This is a genomic window from Heliophilum fasciatum, from assembly GCF_004341395.1.
Lineage (GTDB): Bacteria > Bacillota > Desulfitobacteriia > Heliobacteriales > Heliobacteriaceae > Heliophilum > Heliophilum fasciatum.
On sequence record NZ_SLXT01000011.1, the window covers coordinates 57873 to 81706 of the forward strand.

General features: G+C 54.6%; 25 protein-coding genes. All 25 read left to right on the forward strand.

What is annotated here, in order from left to right; all coding sequences use genetic code 11:
* The first annotated feature begins 78 nt into the window (after positions 1–78).
* The 25 genes from hrcA (at position 79) to ccpN (ending at position 23825) form a co-directional block, all read left to right on the forward strand.
* Positions 79–1113, forward strand: a complete 1035-nt coding sequence (hrcA, locus tag EDD73_RS07610; RefSeq protein ID WP_131919189.1) for a heat-inducible transcriptional repressor HrcA — start codon at positions 79–81, stop codon at positions 1111–1113.
* Between the two features lie 61 nt (positions 1114–1174).
* Positions 1175–2749 (forward strand): TCP-1/cpn60 chaperonin family protein, encoded by a 1575-nt coding sequence (locus tag EDD73_RS07615; protein WP_131919190.1) that lies wholly within the window; start codon positions 1175–1177, stop codon positions 2747–2749.
* A complete protein-coding gene (gene grpE, locus EDD73_RS07620; RefSeq protein WP_131919191.1) occupies positions 2746–3375 on the forward strand; it encodes a nucleotide exchange factor GrpE in 630 nt (209 codons plus the stop codon). Before EDD73_RS07615 ends, grpE begins: the two co-directional genes overlap by 4 nt.
* A 67-nt stretch (positions 3376–3442) precedes the next feature.
* Positions 3443–5284: a molecular chaperone DnaK gene (gene dnaK / locus EDD73_RS07625; protein ID WP_131919192.1), complete on the forward strand. Its 1842-nt coding sequence runs from the start codon at positions 3443–3445 to the stop codon at positions 5282–5284.
* A gap of 74 nt (positions 5285–5358) precedes the next feature.
* Positions 5359–6477 carry a molecular chaperone DnaJ gene (gene dnaJ, locus EDD73_RS07630; RefSeq protein WP_131919193.1) on the forward strand — a complete coding sequence of 373 codons (1119 nt, stop codon included), beginning with the start codon at positions 5359–5361 and terminating at the stop codon, positions 6475–6477.
* Positions 6478–6567: 90 nt separating this feature from the next.
* Complete coding sequence (gene prmA / locus EDD73_RS07635; RefSeq protein WP_131919194.1) at positions 6568–7500, forward strand: 50S ribosomal protein L11 methyltransferase; 933 nt, start codon at positions 6568–6570, stop codon at positions 7498–7500.
* A gap of 6 nt (positions 7501–7506) precedes the next feature.
* A complete protein-coding gene (locus EDD73_RS07640; RefSeq protein WP_131919195.1) occupies positions 7507–8250 on the forward strand; it encodes a 16S rRNA (uracil(1498)-N(3))-methyltransferase in 744 nt (247 codons plus the stop codon).
* Complete coding sequence (gene mtaB / locus EDD73_RS07645) at positions 8247–9590, forward strand: tRNA (N(6)-L-threonylcarbamoyladenosine(37)-C(2))-methylthiotransferase MtaB (RefSeq protein WP_131919196.1); 1344 nt, start codon at positions 8247–8249, stop codon at positions 9588–9590. Before EDD73_RS07640 ends, mtaB begins: the two co-directional genes overlap by 4 nt.
* A gap of 22 nt (positions 9591–9612) precedes the next feature.
* Entirely contained in the window at positions 9613–9957 is a 345-nt protein-coding gene (locus EDD73_RS07650; RefSeq protein ID WP_131919197.1) for a histidine triad nucleotide-binding protein, read from the forward strand.
* A gap of 155 nt (positions 9958–10112) precedes the next feature.
* Complete coding sequence (rpsU, locus tag EDD73_RS07655; protein ID WP_131919198.1) at positions 10113–10289, forward strand: 30S ribosomal protein S21; 177 nt, start codon at positions 10113–10115, stop codon at positions 10287–10289.
* A 41-nt stretch (positions 10290–10330) separates the two neighbouring features.
* On the forward strand, positions 10331–10780 hold the full coding sequence (locus tag EDD73_RS07660) for a GatB/YqeY domain-containing protein (protein WP_131919199.1): 450 nt from the start codon (positions 10331–10333) through the stop codon (positions 10778–10780).
* 122 nt (positions 10781–10902) lie between these two features.
* A complete protein-coding gene (gene yqfC / locus EDD73_RS07665; RefSeq protein WP_131919200.1) occupies positions 10903–11187 on the forward strand; it encodes a sporulation protein YqfC in 285 nt (94 codons plus the stop codon).
* Between the two features lie 12 nt (positions 11188–11199).
* Positions 11200–12447: a sporulation protein YqfD gene (gene yqfD / locus EDD73_RS07670; protein ID WP_131919201.1), complete on the forward strand. Its 1248-nt coding sequence runs from the start codon at positions 11200–11202 to the stop codon at positions 12445–12447.
* Positions 12448–12499: 52 nt separating this feature from the next.
* Positions 12500–13453: a PhoH family protein gene (locus EDD73_RS07675; protein WP_131919229.1), complete on the forward strand. Its 954-nt coding sequence runs from the start codon at positions 12500–12502 to the stop codon at positions 13451–13453.
* A gap of 11 nt (positions 13454–13464) precedes the next feature.
* Positions 13465–15729, forward strand: a complete 2265-nt coding sequence (locus EDD73_RS07680) for an HD family phosphohydrolase (protein WP_131919202.1) — start codon at positions 13465–13467, stop codon at positions 15727–15729.
* Complete coding sequence (gene ybeY / locus EDD73_RS07685; RefSeq protein ID WP_131919203.1) at positions 15707–16198, forward strand: rRNA maturation RNase YbeY; 492 nt, start codon at positions 15707–15709, stop codon at positions 16196–16198. Before EDD73_RS07680 ends, ybeY begins: the two co-directional genes overlap by 23 nt.
* Positions 16195–16584 (forward strand): diacylglycerol kinase, encoded by a 390-nt coding sequence (locus EDD73_RS07690; RefSeq protein WP_131919204.1) that lies wholly within the window; start codon positions 16195–16197, stop codon positions 16582–16584. The genes ybeY and EDD73_RS07690 overlap by 4 nt, the downstream gene beginning before the upstream one ends.
* An 18-nt stretch (positions 16585–16602) precedes the next feature.
* Positions 16603–17112, forward strand: a complete 510-nt coding sequence (gene cdd, locus EDD73_RS07695) for a cytidine deaminase (RefSeq protein ID WP_243116837.1) — start codon at positions 16603–16605, stop codon at positions 17110–17112.
* A 12-nt stretch (positions 17113–17124) separates the two neighbouring features.
* Positions 17125–18156, forward strand: a complete 1032-nt coding sequence (gene era, locus EDD73_RS07700; protein ID WP_243116838.1) for a GTPase Era — start codon at positions 17125–17127, stop codon at positions 18154–18156.
* 61 nt (positions 18157–18217) lie between these two features.
* Positions 18218–18883 (forward strand): deoxyribose-phosphate aldolase, encoded by a 666-nt coding sequence (gene deoC, locus EDD73_RS07705; protein WP_165876385.1) that lies wholly within the window; start codon positions 18218–18220, stop codon positions 18881–18883.
* Positions 18884–19669, forward strand: coding sequence for a DNA repair protein RecO (recO, locus tag EDD73_RS07710; RefSeq protein WP_131919206.1), 786 nt, complete (start codon positions 18884–18886; stop codon positions 19667–19669). It begins immediately after the preceding gene.
* A 30-nt stretch (positions 19670–19699) separates the two neighbouring features.
* Positions 19700–19909, forward strand: a complete 210-nt coding sequence (locus EDD73_RS07715; RefSeq protein ID WP_131919207.1) for a hypothetical protein — start codon at positions 19700–19702, stop codon at positions 19907–19909.
* 96 nt (positions 19910–20005) lie between these two features.
* Positions 20006–20920, forward strand: coding sequence for a glycine--tRNA ligase subunit alpha (glyQ, locus tag EDD73_RS07720; RefSeq protein ID WP_131919208.1), 915 nt, complete (start codon positions 20006–20008; stop codon positions 20918–20920).
* A gap of 28 nt (positions 20921–20948) precedes the next feature.
* Positions 20949–23030 (forward strand): glycine--tRNA ligase subunit beta, encoded by a 2082-nt coding sequence (glyS, locus tag EDD73_RS07725; protein ID WP_165876386.1) that lies wholly within the window; start codon positions 20949–20951, stop codon positions 23028–23030.
* A gap of 144 nt (positions 23031–23174) precedes the next feature.
* Positions 23175–23825, forward strand: coding sequence for a transcriptional regulator CcpN (gene ccpN, locus EDD73_RS07730; RefSeq protein ID WP_131919232.1), 651 nt, complete (start codon positions 23175–23177; stop codon positions 23823–23825).
* The last annotated feature ends 9 nt before the right edge of the window (positions 23826–23834 follow it).

A 23834-nucleotide genomic window follows, 5' to 3' on the forward strand; every position in this document is an offset into this window, starting at 1 on the left:
GTAGATCGTGGTGGTATTTTTTATCCAAGAGTGTTAGCACTCAACTCTTGAGAGTGCTAACAGAAGGGGTGAACCGAGATGCAGATGGATGAGCGTAAGCAAAAAGTATTGTGGGCGATCATTCAAGATTACGTGTCTACGGCCGAACCCGTTGGCTCTCGAACACTGGCACGCAAGTACGACATTGGAGTTTCACCGGCAACGATTCGCAATGAAATGTCTGACTTGGAAGAGATGGGCTATATCGAGCAGCCGCATACTTCGGCGGGCCGGATTCCTTCCGACTTTGGATATCGTTATTTTGTCGATTGTTTGATGCAACGTGAAGCACTGCAAGAGTACCAGCGGCAGCAAATCCGCCATACCTTGATCGATAAGCTCCAGGAAGTCAACATGCTGATGCAGCAGACGACGACCATCTTATCGCAGTTGACCAACTATACGGCCATCGTTCTGGGGCCGCAGGTCGGCAAAACAACCTTCCAGCGGATTCAGTTGATTCCGATTCAGCCGAACAAAGTGGTGGTCGTCGTTGTCACTTCCGCCGGGATTATGGAAAGCCGGATCATCGATGTGCCCGATTCCGTTTCGGCCGATGATTTGCAACTCGTAGCGGACCTGATCAATTCCGAACTGGCCGGGCAGACGATGAAGCAAGTGCGCAACTCTCTCTATCGCAATTTGTCGCAACTGCTAAAAAAACAAAAACAAGTGCTGGTGCAATCGCTGGAACTGATCGATCAAGCGATGCAAGCCGAACGTGAAGAACAAGTGTATCTTGCCGGTACGCTCAATATCTTTAAACAACCGGAATTTAAAGATGTCGAAAAAATCCAGAATCTATTGGGTATACTGGAAGAGCATGATCTTGTGCGGAATCTGCTTCGTGGTGTCGAATCGGAAGGTGTTTCGATTAAGATCGGCACCGAAAATCACCATGAAGGGGTACGCAACTGCAGTATGATCACCGCCACCTACCAGGTGGACGGCGAAGTCCTCGGGGTCATTGGTTTGCTTGGACCTACGCGCATGGAATATTCCAAATCCCTGGCGGTTGTCGAAAATTTAACAGAACAGTTGTCAGTGGCGTTAAAGCGTTTGTTTGGTCGCTGATGAGGCTGGGGGCCCCTTAACGGGCCTCCACGCCAGCACGATGAAAGTTGGAGGCAGCACATTGAGTGTCAAACAAGTCAGTAACAATGCAGAAGTCGATGAGCGCTTAACGGCGCTGATCACCAATGCCAACGCGATCCGGGCGATCGCTTCGGCCGTGGAGGGCACCTTAGGTCCCAAAGGGCTCGATACGATGCTGGTCGATAAGTTCGGTGATGTGGTGATCACCAATGATGGCGTGACGATCCTGCAGTTGATGGAAGTCAACCATCCGGCAGCGCGCATGCTGATCAAGACGGCCAAAGCCCAACAAGCCGAGATTGGTGATGGCACAACGACGGCGACGGTGCTCGCCGGCAGCTTGGTTTCCGAAGGCGTAGAGCAGGCCCATAAAGGGGTGCCTGTATCGCGCGTCATCGAAGGACTGAAATCGGGTGTAAAAAGTGCCGTCGACATTTTGGCGCGCCATGCTCGGCCTGTTGAATCGATTGATGATCCCTATCTGAACAACGTAGCCCTCGTTGCCGGTCGGGAGCATACCGATATTGCCGACTTGGTCGTTTCCGCTGCCCGGCTGGTGGGACTGGAAAAATTGAAGGAAAACGGCTTCAAGCTTTCCGATTCCGTCTTTGCCCAAGAAGGTGCGGAAAACCTGGTTTTTTCCGGCGTAATCATCAACAAACGTCCCTTAAGCGAAGACATGCCCAAAGCGCTTACCGATGCGCCGGTGCTGATCATCGATGATGCCCTGGAACCGGAAGAACTGAGCAGTGAGGCCTTGAGCACCGAAGCCGGCTTTGCTTGGTACCGGGAAAAACAGCAAGAGTTTTTGGCCAATATCCGCAAGATCATCGACATGGGCGTTCGGGTCGTACTCGTCGACCGTGGTGTCGAAGACATTGCCCAGGAAATGCTGACCGATGCCGGCATTCTCGTGGTGCAGCGTGTGTCGAGCCGGGAACTGAAAAAAGCGGCCGAGCATACCGGTGCCCGCGCCGTCAAACGAACCGGTCTCTTGCGCGAACCGGCCGACTTGAACCGCTATCTCGGCCGCGCCGGGCAGGTGCTCGTTGATGACAAGCTGGAGCATGTCCGGATCATGGCCGGTCAAGGCAAACCGGTAGCGACGGTGCTTGTCGGCGCAGCCACGGAAGAAGTTGTCGGCGAGCGAGAACGCATCGCCAAAGACGCCGCCTCGGCGGTGCAAGCCGCCGTCAAAGGTGGCCTCATACCGGGCGGCGGCGCCATTGAACTGGCCGTAGCTCGCCAAGTGGAAGAAGTGCGCCGAGACATGCGCGGCATGTCGGCCTATGGTCTTGATTGTGTCGTGACAGCACTGAAGCGTCCCTTTGCCCAGATCGTCGCCAACGCCGGCTTTAACCCGTTGGAAAAGCTTGGCGATGTGATCGCCGCCCAGATGGAGCAAGGCAAAGACACCTTGTCAATCAACTGTGACAACGGTGAAGTGGCCGATATGTGGGAAATGGGCGTCATTGACCCGGCCCTCGTCAAGATTCATGCCTTACGGGCCGCCGGGGAAATTGCCGAGGCCATCTTGCGCATCAACACGATCATCAAAAAGCGGGAACAACGGCCCGAACATATGCAAAATGAATCAGGGGAGGGATCTTGGTGACCATAGAGAAGGATGTCCAGGAGGCGCAAGCCACCGCTTCTGCTGAACCGGCGGAAGTGACCGAAACAACGGAAACTGCCGAAGCGACCGAAGGGATCACTCCCGAGCAGCAGGCACAAATGGATGACGCCATGCGTCAATTTACCGAGTTCATGCAAGACATTCAACAGACCAAAACCGAGTTGGAAGCTGCGCGCAAAGAAGTGGAAGAAAGTGAAACCCGCTATGCGCGCCTGCAAGCTGACTTTGATAATTTCAAACGCCGTACCCGGCAGGAAAAAGAAGATCTGGCCCGCTTTGCCAGCGAGCAACTGATTGTGCAACTCCTGCCCGTTCTGGATAACTTTGACCGGGCCGTTGCCGCCATGGAAGCGCAAGGTGCCCAAAACCTCGTTTCCGGCTTGGCCATGATCCAGCGTCAAGTCCTGGATATCTTGAGCCGCGAAGGCCTGCAAGCCATGGATGCGGTAGGTCAGCCCTTTGACCCCAATTACCATGATGCCGTCATGCACGAGCCGGCCAACGAAGCCTTCCCCGATGGCACCGTCATGATGGAATTACAAAAAGGCTATGTCCTCAAAGACAAAGTGATTCGTCCGGCCATGGTCAAAGTGGCCCAAGACTAATACCCGGCGCAAGTGCAAGTAACTGCCAACGATAACGTGGCTAACTAAACAGGAGGTTAGAATTAAGATGGGTAAAATTATCGGTATTGACTTAGGTACAACGAACTCATGCGTATCCGTCATGGAAGGCGGCGAAGCTGCCGTTATCGCCAACAAAGAAGGCGCCCGCACGACCCCTTCGGTGGTCGGTTTCTCCAAAACCGGTGAGCGCCTGATCGGTCAAGTGGCCAAACGTCAAGCGATCACTAACCCGGACCGCACCATCGCTTCGATCAAACGGCACATGGGCACCGACTACAAAGTCACCATTGATGACAAAAAATACACACCCCAAGAAATCTCGGCCATGGTCCTGCAAAAACTCAAAGCCGATGCCGAAGCGTACTTAGGCGAAACAGTTACGCAAGCCGTCATCACCGTGCCGGCTTACTTCACCGACTCGCAGCGTCAAGCGACCAAAGACGCCGGTGCCATCGCCGGTCTGGAAGTGTTGCGTATCATTAACGAACCAACCGCAGCCGCCCTGGCTTACGGGATTGACAAAAGCGAAGACCACACCATTCTCGTCTATGACCTCGGCGGCGGTACCTTCGACGTATCGATCCTGGAACTGGGCGACGGCGTTTTCGAAGTCAAAGCAACCTCCGGTAACAACCGCCTCGGTGGTGACGACTTTGACGAGCGCGTCATCGACTGGATGGTCGCTGAGTTCAAAAAGAGCAACGGTGTGGACCTCAAATCCGACAAAATGGCGATGCAGCGCTTGAAAGAAGCCGCTGAAAAAGCCAAAATCGAGCTTTCCGGCGTCGTATCCAGCAACATTAACCTGCCCTTCATCACCGCTACCGCTGAAGGTCCCCAGCACTTGGATCTGACCTTGACCCGTGCAAAATTCGACGAACTGACGGCTGATCTGGTCGAAAAAACCATGGGGCCGACTCGTCAAGCCTTGGCCGATGCGGGACTTCAACCTTCCCAGATCGACAAAGTCATCCTCGTCGGCGGTTCCTCCCGGATCCCGGCTGTGCAAGAAGCGATCAAAAAATTCCTGGGCAAAGAGCCCTTCAAAGGTATCAACCCCGATGAAGTTGTCGCCATGGGCGCCGCTATCCAAGCCGGTGTGCTCGGCGGTGAAGTCAAAGGCATCGTTCTCGCCGACGTTACGCCTCTGTCCCTGGGGATTGAAACCCTCGGCGGCGTTTGCACCATCCTCATCGAGCGCAACTCCCGTATCCCCACCGAAAAAAGCGAAATCTTCACTACCGCTGCTGACAATCAAACGTCAGTGGAAGTACACGTGCTGCAAGGGGAGCGCAAAATCGCCGCGCAAAACAAAACACTCGGTCGTTTCCAACTGACCGGCATTCCTCCCGCACCCCGTGGCATTCCGCAGATCCAAGTGAAATTTGACATTGACCGTAACGGTATTGTCCATGTCAGCGCCAAAGATATGGCTTCCGGCAACGAGCAAAAAATCACCATTACCGCTTCCACCGGCCTTTCCAAAGACGAGATCGACCGCATGGTCAAAGATGCCGAACTCCATGCCGAAGAAGATAAAAAACGTCAAGAAGAAGTGGAAGTCAAAAACCGCGCCGACTCCCTCGTCTATCAGACCGAAAAAACCTTAAAAGACTTCGAAGGCAAAGCCGATGAAGCCGATGTCACCAAAATCAATGCCGCCAAAGACGAACTGAAAGCGGCCATCGACAGCAACAACTTCGAAGAGATCAAACAAAAAACCGAAGCGCTGACGACAGTGCTTTATGAACTGACTTCGAAAATGTATCAACAACCCGGCGCCGAAGGCGCACCGGGCGCAGCTGGTGCACCGGGCGCAGGCCAAGCGCCGCAAGACGATGTGGTCGACGCCGATTACACCGTTGTCGATGAAGACAAGAAAAAGTAGACAGTAGAAAACGATGACTGGGGGGCGAAAAGCCCCCCTCTTGATGCTTTTTTTACGGTAAGGGGGGGAACGAGATGAGCAAACGCGACTACTATGAGGTTATGGGCATCTCCAAAAATGCCGATGATAACGAGATCAAAAAGGCCTATCGCCAACTGGTCAAAAAGTATCATCCTGATATCCATCCGGACAAAGAACAAGCGGAAACCATGCTGAAAGAGATCAACGAAGCCTACGAAGTGTTGTCGGATCCGCAAAAACGCGCCCAATATGATCAGTTTGGTCATGTCGGTCCCGGCGGCGGTTTCGGTGCAGGCGGTCAGGACATGGGCGGCTTTGGCGATATTTTCGACATGTTTTTTGGTGGCGGTTTTGGCGGCGGCTCTTCGCCGACCGGTCCCCAGCGCGGCAACGATCTGCGCTTCAATATGGAAATCGCTTTTGAAGAAGCGGCTTTCGGCGTGGAAAAAGAAGTGGAACTGCCTCGTATGGAAGCTTGTGATGTCTGCGGCGGTAACGGTTCCGAACCGGGGACCAAGCCGAACGTTTGTAATACCTGTAAAGGCTCCGGCCAAGTTCGCACTGTGGCCAAGACGATGCTCGGCAATATCCAAACGATGCGTACCTGTCCCGATTGTCACGGCGAAGGGCAGATCATCACCAAGCCCTGCAAACACTGCAAGGGCAAAGGCCGTGTGCGTAAGTCGCGGCGCATTCGTGTGAACATTCCCGGCGGTGTTGATTCGGGCATGCGCATCCGCGTTCCCGGTGAAGGTGAAGGCGGTCAACGAGGCGGCCCGGCCGGCGATCTCTATGTTTTTGTCGAAGTTCGCCCCCATGCGCTTTTTGAACGAGAAGGCGAAGATGTGCTTTGTCATGTACCGATCAATATTGTGCAGGCCACCCTCGGTGGCGAGATCGAAATTCCTACGCTCGATGGCAAAGTTAACGTAAAAATCCCGGAAGGTACGCAAAACGGCACGGTGCAGCGGATTCGCGGCAAAGGCATCAAGCGCCTGCGTGGTACCGGACGAGGTGATCAACGTATTTACTTCCATGTCACCACGCCGACGAAGCTCACCGACAAGCAAAAAGAATTGCTTGAAGAGTTCGGGCGCACACTGAGCGATGATAATGCCAATACGGAAAAAGAAAAATCCTTTTTCCGAAAGGTCCGGGACCTTTTCGTGTAGAACTTATTCCTTATAGCCAACGTGGAATTCATCGTTGACAATTGCAGTACCGGATCGGTAGGAATCGAAACAGGGAAGGGTGTGGCTGGCTTGAAATGGCGCGAAATCACGATTACCACCCGGCAGGAAAATGCCGATGAAATGGCGGAACTGTTCGAAAGTGTCGGTGCCATGGGCATGGTCATTGAAGATCCACAGTTGATCGCTGACTACATCAAGCAAGATCTATGGGATTATCATGACGTGCAAATCCCTGATATTCCTGAAGGTATGATCCGCTTGATGGCCTATTTGCCTGTCGATGAGCGCTTAGGGGAACGGTTACAGCAACTCCAGGAAGAATTGTCGGCACGTGAGCGTTTGCAGGGTTGGCCTGCACATCCTTTGTCCCTGACCGATCTTCAAGAAGATGACTGGGCTCACGCTTGGAAGGCCTATTTTAAACCGGAAAAAGTAGGTCAGCGTATCGTCATTTGCCCCAGTTGGGAGGCTTATGAGCCCGGACCGGACGATGTGGTTTTGACGATTGATCCCGGCATGGCTTTTGGCACCGGAACGCACCCGACCACATCCATGTGCATTCAAGCGCTGGAAGAAGTGATCAATGGTGACGAATTGGTGCTTGATGTTGGTACCGGTTCCGGTGTGCTGGCGATTGCTGCGGCGCTGCTCGGCGCGAAGCAGGTGCTGGCCGTTGACAATGATTTGGTGGCCGTTCAGGTAGCCCGTGAAAATGTGGCCATGAATCATGTCGAAGATAAAGTGGAAGTGCGTCAAAATGATCTGCTGGCCGGTCTGCAAGAATCGCCGGATATCATTGTGGCCAATATTGTGGCCGATGTGATCTTACGCCTGGCGCCGGCGGCGGCGGAGCGTTTGGCACCGGGGAAAGTGCTCATTGCTTCCGGCATCATTCAACACCGCTTGGATGAAGTCAGCGATGGCTTAAGTGCGGCCGGTTTTTCCATTGATGAGTTGATCAGCCACGGCGAATGGGCCGCCATCGTCGCGCGCCGGGGGTAATCGTTCATGCATCGTTTTTGCTTTGATCCGGCCCAAAAAACGGGCAATCAAGTCCTGCTTGATGAAGAGGAAAGTAAGCATCTGCTCAAGGTATTGCGCCTGGAGCTGGGTGCGCCGGTGATCGCCTTTGACGGTGCCGGCCACGAGTATACCGCTGTGGTGCAGGCTGTTGCCAATCGCATGGTGCAGTTGGGCGACTTAACGCCAACAGGGGAAATGCGCGAAGCGCCGGTGGCTGTGACCTTGATTCAGGGCGTGGCCAAGGGCGAAAAGATGGACTGGATTGTCCAAAAGGCGACGGAACTCGGGGTGGCACGGATCGTACCGGTCTGGACGGAACGGACCGTCGTTCGCCTCGATGCTGCCCGTAGCGCCGAACGGGCGGAACGGTGGCAGAAGATCGCCCGGGAAGCGACGAAACAAAGCCGGCGCACCGTCGTGCCTACGATCGATCGGCCGTGCGCTTGGGCGGAAGCACTGGCGCGATGGCCGTCATCACAACCGCTGCTTGTACCTTGGGAAGATTGCCGAGGCACCGGGTTAGGACGGTTGTTGCGCTCGTGGTCACCGGCGCCGGCAGCGCTGGCCCTGGCGATTGGTCCCGAAGGCGGATTGACTGCTGCTGAGGTAGCCCAAGCGGAAGCGCTGGGCGCCCGCGCTGTAACGTTGGGTCCGCGGATTCTTCGCACCGAAACGGCAGCGCTGGCCGGCCTGGCGGCGATCATGATGGAACTGGGGGATTGGCGATGACAGACCGGCAGCGAACGGTCGCTTTTTATACACTGGGCTGCAAAGTCAATCAAGGGGAATCGGCGGCGATGGCTGGGATGTTTACTGCCCGGGGCTATCGCCTTGTTCCTTTTGAGGAGATGGCCGATGTTTATGTGATCAATACGTGTACGGTGACGCATCTCTCCGATCGCAAGTCGCGCCAGATGATCCGGCGGGCTCATCGCCATGCGCCGGAGGCCGTCATCGCCGTGGTAGGTTGCTATGCCCAGAGCTCACCGGAAGCGGTGGAAGCGCTGGAAGGCGTACAAGTGGTGGTCGGTACGGAACATCGCAGTCAACTGGTGGATCTGGTGGAAGCGGCGGCCCAGGCGCAGCAGGGGACGACGCGCTCCATCGTCGGTGATGTGCGCCAGCAGCGGGAATTTGAAGAATTTCCAGCCGTGGCGGAAACGGCACGCACCCGGGCAACCATCAAGATTCAAGACGGCTGCGATCTCTTTTGTACTTATTGTATTATTCCCCATGTGCGCGGTCCTGTGCGCAGTCGCCACCGGGAGCGCGTGCTGGCGGAAGCAGCCCGCTTGATCAATGAAGGTTTTCAGGAGATTGTCTTATCAGGGATTCATCTTGGTGCTTATGGCACCGATCATGGGACCGATCTGGCGTCCCTGATCAGGGAGCTTTGCGCCTTGCCGGGCTTGCCGCGATTGCGCATCGGTTCGGTGGAACCGCAGGAATTTACACCGGAACTGCTGGCGGCCATTGAAGCGCCGCAAGTGTGCCCGCATTTTCATATTCCGCTGCAATCGGGGGCCGATCCGGTTTTAAAACGGATGGGACGGCGCTACCGGCAACGAGATTTTGCCGATGTGCTGGCCAAGGTTCGTAAGCACAAACCGGGAGCAGCGATTACCTCGGACGTGCTGACGGGCTTTCCCGGTGAAACCGAAGCGGACGCCGAGGCCACCTTGGCTTTTTGCCGGGACATGGCGTTTGCGGCGCTCCATGTCTTTCCCTTTTCACCGCGGCAAGGCACACCGGCAGCCACTTTTGCTGATCCCGTGCCGCCGGCTGTTAAAGAAGCCCGGGCAGCCGAACTGGGTCGGCTGGCTCGTGAATTATCAACGGCTTACGCCGAGAGTTGGCTGGGCCGTACGGTGACGGTGCTGCTGGAAGAGCCTGTGGACGCTGGCTGGACGGGGCACAGTGAAAATTACCTTACCGTTCATGTGCCATTGCCGGCAACGGATGCCGGAAATCGGCCGACGGACACCGCGGAACTGCAGGGCAAGCCGGTTACGGTCCAACTGGACAAGTTGCTGCCGAATGGCCAACTGCAGGGACGATGGGTGCCATGACGCTGTAGAGGAGGTGATAAGCATGGACTCTTGTATTTTCTGTAAGATCGTTCGCGGTGAAATTCCGGCGAACAAAGTCTTCGAAAACGACCGTATCGTAGCTTTTCGTGATCTGAACCCGGTGGCACCGACTCATATCTTGATCATTCCTCGTGAGCACATTGCCAGCGTATCGGCCGCCACGGCGGACCATGAAGCGACTTTAGGCGCTTTGTTGCTGGCTGCGCGCACGATCGCCGCCGAACAAGGCTTGGAAGCGAACGGGTACCGTCTGGTGATCAACACCGGTAACGATGCCGGGCAAACGGTTTTTCATATTCATGTGCATCTCCTGGCCGGCCGGTACTTGGAGTGGCCTCCCGGTTAATTTATGCAGAGCAGTAGATTCTCTTGACGTTTGGCAGTTTCCGTTGTTATAATGTACTGTGTGGGTGTATCTCGTTTCATCGGTAGATCTGTTCGCCGCACTAAGCCTGGCCTGGACCCGGCATTATCGATACTAGCGGGGGGAGGGAGAGCGGGATGAGTGAGGTTAGAGTCGGAAAAAACGAAAGTTTGGATAGCGCCTTACGGAGGTTCAAACGTTCCTGTCAAAAATCAGGCGTGTTGTCGGAATGTCGTAAGCGTGAACACTATTTGAAACCAAGTGTAAAGCGTAAGAAAAAGTCAGAGGCAGCACGGAAACGGAAGTTCAACTAAGTTGTAGTTGAATGTAAGTGAAGAAAGGCTGTTTGTTTGTAATGTCACTGAAGGAACAACTGATGGCCGATCAGAAGCAGGCGATGAAAGAAAAAGAGGCGGGGAAATTTCGTCTCTCGGTGATTCGCATGGTTCGGTCGGCGATTCAAAAGGTTGAAATTGATCGGCGACGGGAATTGACTGAAGATGAAGTCCTGGAAGTTTTGGCCAAGGAGGTCAAACAGCGTCGGGACTCCGTCCTCGAGTTTGAGAAAGCCGGTCGTTCCGACGCCGTAGATGCTTTAAACGAGGAGATTCGTCTGCTCGTAGCTTACCTCCCCCAACAACTGACGGAAGACGAGATTCGCCAATTGGTACAGCAGGCTGTGTCCCAGACGGGCGCCCAAAGCGCTCGGGAGATGGGCAAAGTCATGGCGGTGCTCATGCCGAGTGTCAAAGGCCGTGCAGATGGCAAATTGGTCAACCAATTGGTGAAGGAAGCATTAAGCTAAAACCCACATATGTACAACATGAAGCACAAACCCCGGTGGTATAACCACCGGGGTTTTTTGCATATCTCCAAAGTACGCACGCATACATTGAGGACAAGGGATACAGGAGGGGGGCCTGGATCATGGCATGGGAACGGGGCAAGTTGCGCTTGCAGCGGGCGTTGTCAGGGCTGCTTGATATACCGAAAGATGTCATGCTGGATTTGCCGAAGGTGACGCTAACCGGAAATGTGGTCATGGTTCTCGAGAATCACCATGGAATTCTGGAATACGGTGAGAGCCGGTTACGCATTTTGGTGGCCGACGGGCAGATCGAGGTGGTGGGCGAGCAATTGGTGTTAAAAACGATCTTGCCGGAGGAACTGGTGATCGAAGGACGGATTGCTCAACTCAATTATGTGCGTTAGGGAGGGACGGTCATGTTACGGCAGTGGTGGCTTTTTTGGCTGGGTTTTTTACGTATCCGGGTAGAAGGGGAGAACTTGGAGAAATTCATTAACTTAGCGTCGAGCCGCGGTGTGCCGCTTTTTGATGTGTCGCGCAAGGGCGGCGACCGCTTGAGCGGGCAAGTGCGTCTCGATGGCTATCGTTCGCTTCGTCATGTGGCGCGGCGAACGAACAGCCGCATGCGCATTGAGCGGCGATCGGGTTTTCCTTTTTTGCTGGTGCCGTTCAAACGGCGCCGGTCCCTTTGGGTCGGTATGCTGTTGTTTGTGGCCGTGCTTTATGCGTTGGCGTCCCTGGTGTGGTCCGTAGAGATTACCGGAGCTGTTCGTTTGGACAAGCAGGCGATGCAGGAGCAAGTGCGGTCGATGGGATTACGGGTAGGCGCTTGGAAGCCCCTCATCGATACGAGACAAGCGGAGCAAGCGTTGCTGGCGGCCAATCCCGAACTGGAGTGGGTCGGTATCAAGCTGGAAGGTACAAGCTTGATCGTGGAATTGCAAGAAAAAATCTTGCCTTCCGTGCCGGTACCTGGTGCAACGCACATGGTGGCGGCCAAAGATGGCGTGGTACAGCGGGTGTTGGTGCTGGTGGGACAAGGCGTGGTGGAAGAAGGTGCAACCGTTGTCCGTGGCCAGCAGTTGATCGCCGGGGTATTGAAGCAGGAAGCCAAGGAGCAAGAACGGCCCGATCCCAAGGGAAAAGAGCCGAAGGAAAAAGCCGAAGAAATGATCTTTGTCCAGGCCAAAGGGGAAGTTTGGGCTAAAGTTCCCTATCAGGTGCGCTTGAATGAACCGGTGGCGCTGGAGGGAAAGTTACCCACCGGTCAAGTGAGCGGGCATTGGCGTATAAAGTGGGGGGAACGGGAGATGCTAATATATGGATCGGGGAAAAGTCCTTATCCAGATTTTGATCAATCGGTAACGGTGATGCCCCTGTCCATATGGAGGAATCTTCAGATTCCTGTCGAACTAGTCAAAGTCGAATTCCGTGAATTGCGCCCTTTTCGCCAGGAGCGCAGCCGCGAAGAAGCCTTGGCGACATTGACGGAGCAAGCCCGTCAACAAATTCGTAAGTCCCTGTCGCCAGGTGCACGTATTGTCAAAGAAACCGTCGTGACGGAGCCGGCAGCGCTTGGTCACGTGCAGGTAAGAATGGACGCCGAAGCCTATGAGAACATTGCGATGCCGCAGCCTGTGGATCGCTCCGTTCCGCCGGGCTGATCGCGTTACGGGAGGTTGGGTAAGCCGATTGACAGTCAGCCGTGAAGTGCGAATGTATCTGGAGGATAATGGAGAAGCTGTCCGCTTGTTTGGCCATCATGATGAGAATTTGCGCTTGATCGAGCGTATCAGTGGCAGTAAGGTGGTGGCCCGGGGCGCAGAATTGATGATCAGCGGTGAGCCGGCTGTGGTAGAGCAGACGGCCCATTTGTTTGAGCAATTGATCGCGATGCTGCGCGCTGGACAACCGGTGGGCCAAGCGGAGATTGAGTATGCGGCCCAGCGAATTCGTGACGGGCAACGTACCTTGATTGCCGAGGCCCTCGGTGACTATGTGCTGACGACGGTGCGGGGCAAGCAGATCCGGGCCAAAACACTGGGCCAGCATACCTATTTGCAAGCGATTCAACAGCATTCGATCGTCTTTGGCATTGGACCGGCCGGTACAGGCAAAACTTATTTGGCCGTGGTGATGGCCGTAGCTGCCTTGAAGAAAAAAGAGATTAACCGGATCATTTTGACGCGGCCGGCTGTGGAAGCCGGAGAACGGTTGGGTTTTTTGCCCGGCGACTTGCAGGACAAGGTGGATCCCTATTTGCGCCCGCTTTATGACGGTCTTTTTGATACGATCGGTATGGAGGCAGCGCAAAAATATATTGAACGCGGCGTGATTGAAATTGCGCCGCTGGCGTACATGCGCGGTCGGACCTTAGATGACTCTTTTATCATTCTTGATGAAGCGCAAAACACGACGCCGGAACAGATGAAGATGTTCTTAACGCGTATCGGCTTTGGATCGAAAGTCGTGGTTACCGGTGATATTACGCAGGTGGACTTGCCTCGTGGCGCCCATTCCGGTCTGGTAACGATTCAGTCCATTTTACGGGAGATTGATGGCATCTTTTTTCACATTTTTACTGCTGCCGATGTTGTTCGCAATCCCTTGGTTGGTCGAATCATTCGCGCTTATGAAGAGCACGAGAAGGCCCTGGAACGGGGGAAATGAGGTGACAAACGGTGCAGGTACGACGGATTTGGGAACTTTTCCGGCTGGCGCTACTAAAAGCGTGGCAACACGATACGTTGCGACGGGTGACCATTGTCAGCGGCTTTTTTCTGTTGTTGACGGCGATCTTAGCCTTTAATCATTTATCACCGTTAGAGTCGTTGGAAGTCGGTCAAATCAGCACGCGCAATATTGCCGCGCCGCTTAGCAAGGATATTGTTGATGAAGAAAAGACCCATCTGATGCGGGAGCAAAAAGTGCGGTCTACGCCGCCTGTGTATACCCACGATCCCAATGTGTTGGGCCGTACCCGCAACGAGATTGAACAACTGTTTCGCGTTGTCCTTGACAATCAAGGGGGGAGCCCCTGGGGTGAAGGCGGTACGGCCACGCTGGATTTGGCGGGTATCAAAGCCAACTATGGTGAGCGCTTTGAGCAGTTAAAGGCGCAAGTCGCTATGGTTGTTCCGGAAAAGACGCTGGCGTTGTTGGTGCAATTGCGGCCGGAATCGCTGGCTTTTTTGCAGATGGAAACAGACAACTTGATCTCGGAAATTATGACGCTACCGGGGTTAACCGAAAATAATCATGATTGGCCGGAAAATACGCTGGCTACGCGGGCGGCAGGTCGTGTCGTGCCGTATACCGTCAATGAAGCCAAAGCGATGGTGGAAGATCGCATTGATGCATCGAAGCTGCCTGCCGAAGCCAAGCAAGCGCTTCACGATCTGGTTCCGCTGTTTCTACACCCGAACGCGACGCTCGATGAAGATGCAACACGCCGTTTGCGTAACGAAGTGCGCCAGTCGGTGGCCCCCGTTACCATTCAGATTCGCCAAGGTGATCTGATTGTGCGCGAAGGGGAAGTGGTGACGGAAGATCAAGTGCGCATTTTGAGCCAACTGGGTTTGCTGCGCAGCGGTGCTACGTTGCTGCGACCGGCCGGGACAAGCTTGTTGATCTTGGTGAGTATGGCCGTTCTATTTGTTTATTTAAAACAGTTTCGGCGGGAACTGCTGGTGGATGAACGGCGGATGTGGCTGCTTGGCCTGCTGGCGACGATGACTTTATTGACGGCGCGAGTGATCACGTCGATTCGCTTTCATGATCAGCCGGAAGTGTTGCGGTTGATCTTTTATCTGGCACCGGTGGCGACGGGGCCCATGTTGATCGCGCTGCTACTCGATACGCGGGTCGCGATTTTCATGTCGGCTTTGCTCAGTTTGTGGATCGGTTTGATCACCGATTATTCGATCGCCCACGGAATGGTTGCTTTTCTCGGTTCGCTGGTCGGTATTTATGCCGTTTCGGGTTTAAGCCAACGTATGGATTTTGCCCGGTCCGGCTTGTATGTGGCCGCTGCCAATATCACGGGAGTGCTGGCGACGGGCCTGGCCATGGGTATCGATCTTCGGTTACTGCTGACCTATGGGTTGCCCATGGCCGGTCTGGGTGGGATCACGTCGGCGGTTTTTATGATCGGCTCGTTGCCGTACTTGGAATCAGCTTTTCAGATCACCACGTCGGTGAAGCTGTTGGAACTGACGAATCCCAACCATCCGCTGTTGCGCCGGTTGTTGATGGAAGCGCCGGGGACTTATCACCACAGTCTTTTGGTCGGTAACCTCGGCGAGGCTGCGGCGGAAGAGATCGGTGCTGACGCCTTACTGGTGCGTGCCGGTGCTTATTATCATGATATCGGGAAGATTCGCCGCCCGGCTTTTTTCATTGAGAATCAAGGCCGTGGCGAAAATCCCCATACGAAAATTGCACCGACCTTGAGCACATTGATCATTACATCGCATGTCAAAGACGGTGTGGAGCTTTGTACGGAAGCCAAGATTCCCCGTGCCGTTATCGATGTGGTGGAGCAGCATCACGGGGAAACGTTGGTGGCCTACTTCTACCACCGTGCCATGGAAATGGATCGCACCGAGTCGGTGCAGGAAAAGAATTTCCGCTATGAAGGGCCAAAGCCGCAGACGAAGGAAGCGGCGCTGGTGATGTTGGCCGATTCGGCCGAAGCGGCTGTTCGCTCGTTGACGCAACCCACTCATGGGAAGATCGAAGGGTTAGTGCGTAAGTTGATCAAGGACAAGCTCCATGACGGTCAACTGGAAGCCTGTGAGTTGACCTTTAAGGATCTTGATCGTATTGCCGAGTCTTTTTGCCGGGTCTTAAACGGGATTTATCATACGCGTATTGAATATCCGGAGCAAGTATCGAAGGACGCTGAAGGGAGCCGAGGACGTAGTGGAACTGTATATAGTGGATGAACGTGATGTTAATATGACGGAGGAAGAAGTGGAAGCCTGGCAGGAGATGTTGGAACAACTGGCGCTGCTTTGTTTGGAAGAAGTGGGCTATCCGCCGGAAGATGCGGAGATCAGTTTGTTGCTGACGACCGATCAGGGCATTGCGGTGCTGAATCAGCAGTATCGTGGGATGGAAGGCCCTACCGATGTGCTTTCCTTTGCGATGCGGGAAATGGGCGAAGGTGAGGAGCTTTTTGATATCGATGAGTTAAATGAAGACGATATGCTGGGCGATATTGTCATTTCCATCGATACGGCCATGCGCCAGGCGGAAGAATACGGTCATCCGCTGGAGCGGGAAGTGGGCTTTTTGTTTGTCCACGGTCTTCTGCACTTGCTGGGCTATGATCACAAAGGGGAAGAAGATACGGAATTGATGCAGGGATTGGAGCGTAAGGTCTTAAGCAGTTACGGGTTGACGCGGGAATGAATGGGCGCAAGTTAGCGTGGTCTTTCGTTTTTGCTTTCCGTGGCTTGGTTTGGACGTTACATACCCAGCAAAATATGCGCATCCATGGGGTGGCGACCTTTGTGGCGGTGGGGCTGCTTGCTTGGTTACGGCCGCCGCTCTGGCAAACCGCTTGGATTGTGCTTTCGATTTTTTTGGTCTTGGCTGGGGAGGCTTTGAATTCGGCGCTGGAAGCAGCAGTGGATCGCATCGGCAAGGAACAACATCCCTTGTCGGGGGCGGCCAAAGATGCGGCGGCCGGCGCCGTGCTTTTGCTGGCGCTGCAAGCGCTGATTGCCGGGATGGTTGTTTTCGGACCGCCCTTATGGAAGGTGTTCGAACCTCTTTGGTTTGGCCTAGGGCTGTGACGATAAAGCCAGGAGGAGGTGGGGGCACTGTTCACTGATTTGCCGGTAGCGTCAATGATCCAAGCGGCCCGGGAAGCGCGGACGCAGGCCTACGCGCCCTATTCCCGTTGGCAGGTAGGTGCGGCCTTGCTCGGTTCATCCGGGCGAATTTATCCAGGCTGCAATGTGGAAAATGCTTCTTTTGGCTTGACGAACTGTGCTGAACGAACGGCGTTGTTTTCGGCGGTGGCTCAAGGGGAACGGCAGTTTCGCTTGCTCGTGTTAACGTCGGATCAAGCGGCGCTGTTGACGCCTTGCGGTGCCTGTCGGCAAGTCCTGGCCGAGTTTGCCCCAACCATGCCCGTATTGATGGTCAATGATGCCGGTGAACAGCAGGTGATGACGGTGGCTGAACTGCTGCCGGGAGCCTTCGCTTTTACCGCGGCGGCAGGAAAAGAGGCAGAGACAGCGACTGAAAACGCAGCAGAGACAGCGAGTGAAAACGCAGCAAAGACGGCGACTGAAAAAGAAGCAGGGAAAGAAGTATGAGGTGAACCGGTTTTGACTGAAAAATTTCGTTTTGTCCGTCGTTATCAACGACCCAAAACAGTAAAACCCCAGATGAAGCCACCGGCGCCATCGGAACGGGCGGCGGCCCTTACCGGCAGCGGCACGGTGCCGATCGTCGCCCAAGGGCAGGAAAAACTATCGGGCTTTGTGGCCATCATCGGTCGTCCCAATGTGGGCAAATCGACCTTGATGAATGGCTTGATCGGTAAAAAAGTCGCGATCATGTCGGATAAACCACAAACGACGCGCAACCGGATCGTCGGCGTTTTGAATGATCAACGCGGGCAAGCGGTGTTTTTGGATACGCCGGGGATTCATAAGCCCAAGCATAAACTGGGCGAGATGATGGTGACGACGGCCAAAAAGACGCTCAGCGAAGTGGATCTGGTGCTTTATGTTGTCGACGCTACAGCTGAGCCCGGCGGTGGCGAAGCTTTTATTGCCGGCTTGCTCAAAGACATCCAAACGCCGGTGTTTTTGATCGTCAACAAGATGGATCTTTTGACGCAGGAAGCGGCACTGGCCCGGATCGGCACATACAGCCAACTGCTGGCCTGGCAGGAAGTGGTACCCGTTTCGGCGCTCAAAAAGTCCAACCTGGATACCTTGAAGGATCTGATCTTTGGCCGCTTGGAACCAGGGCCGCTTTATTATCCGCCTGATGCTGTGACGGACCAGTCGGAAAAAGTATTGATCGCCGAGTTGATCCGTGAAAAGCTGCTCAAGGTGACCCGTGAGGAAGTGCCTCATTCGCTCGCCGTGGTGATTGAGCACTGGGAAGAACGTAAAAATGGCACGTTAGCCATGTTTGCAACGATTTTTACGGAACGGGACTCGCAAAAGGGAATTTTGATCGGCAAAGGCGGTCAACTGCTCAAACAGATCGGCCAGGAAGCGCGGTTGGAGATCGAAAAATTGCTTGGCACCCAAGTGTTTCTGCAGTTGTGGGTCAAAGTAAAAAAAGATTGGCGCCAGCGTCCCGATGTTCTACGCTCCTTTGGCTTTGATGATCATAAGGATTGAGCAGTGTCTCCAAGGATTAAGCGGTGTCCAAAGGGATGGAGAAAGGAGCGACAGGTTACCGATGGAATTATGGACCAAAGAAAAAGTCGCCCAAATGATCGATCATACCTTATTAAAGCCGGAAGCGACGGAAGGGCAGATCGTGGACCTTTGCCGGGACGCTTGTGCCTATAAAGTGGCCGCCGTTTGTATCCATCCGATTTGGGTCAGTACGGCGGCATCGCTACTTACCGGTTCCGGTATCAAGGTAGCTACGGTCATCGGTTTTCCTACCGGCGCCACCCGCGTCAAAGCGCTGGAAGCGCGCGATGCCTTGCAAGCCGGTGCGCAGGAACTGGATATGGTCATGCAAGTGGGCTGGGCCAAGATGGGCCGCTGGGCCGATGTGGAAGCCGATATTCGCGCTGTCGTGGAAGAAGCGAAGCAAGTTCCGCAGAGCGTGGTGAAAGTGATTCTGGAGACGGCCTTATTGACTGATGAGGAAATCGTCGAAGCGTGCCGGTGCGCGGTGGCCGCCGGTGCCCACTTTGTCAAGACCTCTACCGGTTTTGGACCGTCCGGCGCCACGGCCCATCATGTGGCGCTGATGCGTCAAACGGTGGGTGCCGACGCACAGGTCAAAGCTTCCGGCGGGATTCGCACGGCCGCTGACGCTTTGGCGATGCTGCAAGCCGGCGCTACCCGGATCGGCACAAGCGCTACGGGAACGATTTTGGCTGGCTTTTAAATGCGCGCCGAACAACGAACCTACCGGGCCGAAGGATTGATTCTACGCAGCCGCGAATACAGTGAAGCCGATCATCTCCTGACGATCTTGACGCGGGAACGCGGTAAAATCGGCGCCATCGCCAAGGGGGTACGTAAGCCCTCGAGCCGCTTACGGGCGGGAACGCAAGTGTTGACCCACAGCCAACTGCTGCTGAGCACCGGACGCAACTTGCATGTAGTGACGCAGGCGGAGCCGGTGGAACTTTTTCAAGGCATGCAGGGACAGTTCGATCGCTACGCCTATGCGTCCTACATGGCCGAACTGGTCGATCGTTTCACCATGGAACAGGGCGGTAGCGACTTGTTTGTCTTGCTGTTGACCTGCTGGCACCTCCTGACCGGATACCGACCGGCGTTGGTGGCGCGGCTCTTTGAACTGCGGCTGCTCTTGCACCTCGGTTATGCGCCTGATCTGGCGGCTTGTGGCCATTGCGGGCGTCCACTGCAGCGGGAAACCGGCGTCGATGAAGTTTGGTTTTCCCGGGACCATGCCGGTCTTCTGGGCCGCTGTTGTGCCGCCGGCCTGCCGGGCCGGGAACGGATGATGGAGAACACCTGGTCTTTTTTACGCTACTTGGCAACCATGGATCCCCGCGATGTAGGCCGGTTGCGCGTCGGTGCTGCCGTAATGGCGCAAGCGACGGCCTTTTTGCAAGGGGCGATTCGTTTTCGTTTGGAAGGAACACTGCGTTCTTGGGCGGTGCTTGATGCTCTTTGTTTGGTTGACAGCAACGAGGAAAACTGATACATTTTCACATGATGCCGGCGATGTGCGTTGAAGGAAAAAAGTACGCTTGGGGCCAAGTCAGCGATCCGGGAAGTGGTGAGAGCCCGGTCTTGGGAAGGCAAGCGGAAAGGCATTCCGGAGCCAGGGGAAGAAAGCACGACTGTGCCAGTAAAGCCCTATCGTCGAATGAAGGTGGGCCATCTCGGTGGCCAAACAGGGTGGAACCGCGGGAAAGCAAACTCCCGTCCCTGGTCATAGACCAGGGGCAGGAGTTTTTTTATTGGGTTCCTGGTGCTGGAGGTTATAGTGATTTGGGAAGCTCTTGATGGGTAAGAAGAAGAAGGAGGATCGGTTATGACTTTTCAAGAAATGATCTTGTGCCTGAACCAGTTTTGGGGTGAGCAAGGGTGCATCATTCAGCAGCCTTATGACGTGGAAAAAGGCGCTGGTACGATGAACCCGGCCACGTTTTTGCGTGCCCTCGGTCCGGAACCGTGGAATGTGGCTTATGTAGAGCCGTCGCGCCGTCCCACCGACGGTCGCTACGGTGAAAACCCCAACCGGCTGCAGCATTACTATCAATATCAAGTGATCTTAAAGCCCTCGCCCAGCGATGTGATCGATATGTACTTAGACAGCCTGCGCCGACTGGGCATTGACCCGTTGAAACATGATATTCGCTTTGTGGAAGACAACTGGGAATCGCCCACCTTGGGTGCTTGGGGCCTGGGCTGGGAAGTCTGGCTGGATGGCATGGAAGTGACGCAGTTTACCTATTTCCAACAGTGCGGCGGTATTGACTGCAAACCGGTTTGCGCTGAAATTACCTACGGTATCGAGCGCTTGGCCATGTTTATCCAACAAGTGGACTCGGTCTATGATATTGAGTGGGTCAAAGGCGTTTCCTACGGCGATGTTCACCACCAAGGCGAAGTGGATTACTCGCACTACAACTTTACCGTCGCCAATACGGACATGCTTTTTCAACTGTTTGACCTTTATGAAAAAGAAGCGCTACAGGTCGTGGAAAAAGGCCTGGTGCAGCCGGCCTATGATTATGTCTTGAAATGTTCTCATACCTTTAACTTGCTTGATGCGCGCGGCGCCATTTCGGTGACGGAACGGACCGGCTTTATCCAGCGGGTTCGTAACCTGGCCCGGGCTTGTGCGCAAGGGTATGTGCAGCAGCGGGCCAAGTTAAACTATCCGCTGATCAAAGATCAGGCACTGCGCAAACAGTTGGGCCTCGATCTACCGGCGGCAGAGTGAAGATAAGCTGATTTGGCTGAAGGAGGATATGATTGTGGCAGTTCGTGATCTGCTTTTAGAGATTGGTTTAGAGGAAATGCCTGCGAAATTTATGCCGCCGGCACTGGCGCAACTGCGGGAATTGGCGGAAAAAGGCTTGCAATCTGCGCGGTTAACTTATGGCAAGGTTGAAGTGTTTGGGACTCCGCGTCGCCTGGCTATCCGCGTCGCTGATGTGGCGGAGATGCAAGCCGATGTGATCGTTGAGGCCAAAGGCCCGGCCAAAAAAGTTGCTTTTGATGGGCAAGGACAGCCGACGAAAGCCGCCTTGGGCTTTGCCCGCTCCCAAGGTGTGGACGTAGCCGACTTGACGGAACGGGAAATCGGTGGAGTTCCTTACTTGTATGCTTGCCGGACCGAAAAAGGCGGTCCTGCCGGGGCCGTGCTGACCTCCCTGCTTGCGTCCTGGATTCATGGGTTGACTTTCCCGAAGCCGATGCGCTGGGGTTGGGGCGAGATGCGTTTTGCCCGGCCGATTCGCTGGCTCGTCGCTTTGTTTGGCGCTGAAGTATTGCCTTTGACCTTGGAAGGTGTAACGGCCGGTAACAAGACCTTTGGCCACCGCTTTTTATCAGGTGCGCCGGTGGAAATTGCCGAGCCCACATGTTATGAAGAGGTGTTGGCGTCGGTCTATGTGATCGCCGCGCCGGAAAAACGGCAAGCGATGATCTGGTCGCAGATGCAAGAGTTGGCTGCTTCTGTCGGCGGACAGGTGGCGGAAGACGCCGATCTGTTGCAAGAGATCACTTATATTCTGGAGTACCCCACAGCGCTGCTGGGACAAGTGGATGGGTCCTTCATGCATTTGCCGGAACCGGTTTTGATTACGCCGATGAAAGAGCACCAGCGTTATTTTCCGGTCTACAACAGCGAAGGCCGCTTGATGGATCGTTTTATCGCTGTGCGTAACGGTACAGCGGACCACTTGGCTACCGTTCAGGCCGGCAATGAAAAAGTGCTGCGTGCTCGTCTTGCTGACGCTGCCTTTTTCTACGCGGAAGATCAAAAAGTTCGACTGGCTGACCGCAAACCCAAACTGGGCAAAATCGTTTTCCAAGAAACGCTCGGTACGGTGGAAGCACGGGTGGAACGGGAATGCCGTTTGACGACCTTTCTGGCGGAGCAATTGCAAGTGGCACCGGAAGTGCAAGCACGGGCTGGTCGCGCCGCTTTCTTGGCCAAAACCGATCTGGTCACCCACATGGTCTACGAATTCCCGGAACTGCAAGGGATTATGGGGGAACGCTACGCCCTTTTAGAAGGCGAAGATGCCGTCGTCGCTCAGGCGATTCGCGAACATTATCAGCCGCGCTTTGCCGGTGATGCCGTACCGTCCACGATGGAAGGCACCCTTGTTGCGCTGGCGGACAAGCTCGATGCGATCGTCGGCAGCTTTGCGATCGGCATTATTCCTACGGGATCGCAAGACCCCTATGCGCTGCGCCGGCAAGCCTTGGGGATTTGTCAAATCTTGATCCAGCAACAATTGCCCCTTTCCTTGTCTGCAGCGATTGCCAAAGCCTACGAGCTTTATGCCGATGCCATTACCTTAAAGCGTACGGCAGCGGAAGTGCAAGCTGATCTTGCGGACTTTTTCCAGCAGCGGTTGCGCTTTTTATTGACGGAAAAAGGTGTACGCTATGATGTGATCGATGCAGTTTTGGCCTCCGGTGCCGATGTACCGACCGATGTTGTTGCTCGCGCAGAAGCACTGACCGGATTCCGCCAGGCACCGGCTTTTGCTGCCTTAACGGCCGCTTATACCCGGGCGGCGAATTTGGTGAAAAAAGGCGGCAGCGGCGAAGTCAATGTTGCTTGCTTCCAGGAGTCTGTCGAAGGGAATCTCTGGTCTGCAGTGCAAAAAGCCCAAGCCGCTGTGGCGGCGGCCGGTCAGGACTATAGTGCTGCCTTGAGAGCGATCGCCGAAGTTCGCCCGGCTGTAGATGCCTTTTTTGATGGTGTCATGGTGATGGCCGAAGATGCGACGATTCGTCAAAATCGCCTGGCTTTACTTGGTGCTGTTGTTGGACTTACTGGCGGTATTGCCGATTTAAGTAAAATAGTTGAATAACTTGTCGTTAACATTAATTTTTTATTTTGAATAATCAGCAGGAATAATCGAATGGATATAGTATACATTTATTGTGGTCGAAAACGTATTTAGTATGGCATAATCAAAGTAGCGTAACGCTATACTGGTAGGGTGGTGACAATTATCGAATTGACGGATCGTCAGATGAAGATAGTGCAGATCGTCAAGGAACGAGGACCGATCACCGGAGAGCAAATCGCTGACATACTCAACCTGACCCGCGCTACATTGCGTCCGGATCTGGCCATATTAACGATGTCCGGGATTTTGGAAGCTCGTCCTCGAGTGGGGTACTATTTCAATCGACGATCTGCGAATACGCTGGTGTCACGTGCAATTGCCAAAATCCGGGTAAAAGACATCAAATCACTTCCCGTGATGATCCGAGAATCGCTCAGCGTCTATGATGCGGTGGTGACGATGTTCACCGAGGATGTGGGATCGCTCATTGTGACAAACGAAGACGGCTATCTGGCAGGAATTGTATCGCGCAAGGATTTGCTGAAGATGGCCATCGCAGGCGGCGACTTGCAGAAGATGCCTGTTGGGATGATCATGACGCGCATGCCCAATATCATCACCGTAACCCAGGAAGACACGATTCACATTGCAGCGCAGCGCCTACTTAACCATCAAATTGATGCGCTTCCTGTCGTTCGAACCTATATCATGCCCAATGGGGACGAGCGCCTTGAGGTTATCGGCCGGATCACCAAGACCAATATCGCACGATTGTTTGTGGAGCTAGGCGAAGGAGGTATGGACCATACGTAGCACCAATGG

Coding starts and splice junctions, on each gene's coding strand:
- hrcA (WP_131919189.1), top strand. CDS start 79: ATGCAGATGGATGAGCGTAAGCAAAAAGTATTGTGGGCGATCATTCAA.
- dnaK (WP_131919192.1), top strand. CDS start 3,443: ATGGGTAAAATTATCGGTATTGACTTAGGTACAACGAACTCATGCGTA.
- dnaJ (WP_131919193.1), top strand. CDS start 5,359: ATGAGCAAACGCGACTACTATGAGGTTATGGGCATCTCCAAAAATGCC.
- EDD73_RS07640 (WP_131919195.1), top strand. CDS start 7,507: ATGCATCGTTTTTGCTTTGATCCGGCCCAAAAAACGGGCAATCAAGTC.
- mtaB (WP_131919196.1), top strand. CDS start 8,247: ATGACAGACCGGCAGCGAACGGTCGCTTTTTATACACTGGGCTGCAAA.
- EDD73_RS07650 (WP_131919197.1), top strand. CDS start 9,613: ATGGACTCTTGTATTTTCTGTAAGATCGTTCGCGGTGAAATTCCGGCG.
- rpsU (WP_131919198.1), top strand. CDS start 10,113: ATGAGTGAGGTTAGAGTCGGAAAAAACGAAAGTTTGGATAGCGCCTTA.
- EDD73_RS07660 (WP_131919199.1), top strand. CDS start 10,331: ATGTCACTGAAGGAACAACTGATGGCCGATCAGAAGCAGGCGATGAAA.
- yqfC (WP_131919200.1), top strand. CDS start 10,903: ATGGCATGGGAACGGGGCAAGTTGCGCTTGCAGCGGGCGTTGTCAGGG.
- yqfD (WP_131919201.1), top strand. CDS start 11,200: ATGTTACGGCAGTGGTGGCTTTTTTGGCTGGGTTTTTTACGTATCCGG.
- EDD73_RS07675 (WP_131919229.1), top strand. CDS start 12,500: ATGTATCTGGAGGATAATGGAGAAGCTGTCCGCTTGTTTGGCCATCAT.
- EDD73_RS07690 (WP_131919204.1), top strand. CDS start 16,195: ATGAATGGGCGCAAGTTAGCGTGGTCTTTCGTTTTTGCTTTCCGTGGC.
- deoC (WP_165876385.1), top strand. CDS start 18,218: ATGGAATTATGGACCAAAGAAAAAGTCGCCCAAATGATCGATCATACC.
- recO (WP_131919206.1), top strand. CDS start 18,884: ATGCGCGCCGAACAACGAACCTACCGGGCCGAAGGATTGATTCTACGC.
- glyQ (WP_131919208.1), top strand. CDS start 20,006: ATGACTTTTCAAGAAATGATCTTGTGCCTGAACCAGTTTTGGGGTGAG.
- glyS (WP_165876386.1), top strand. CDS start 20,949: ATGATTGTGGCAGTTCGTGATCTGCTTTTAGAGATTGGTTTAGAGGAA.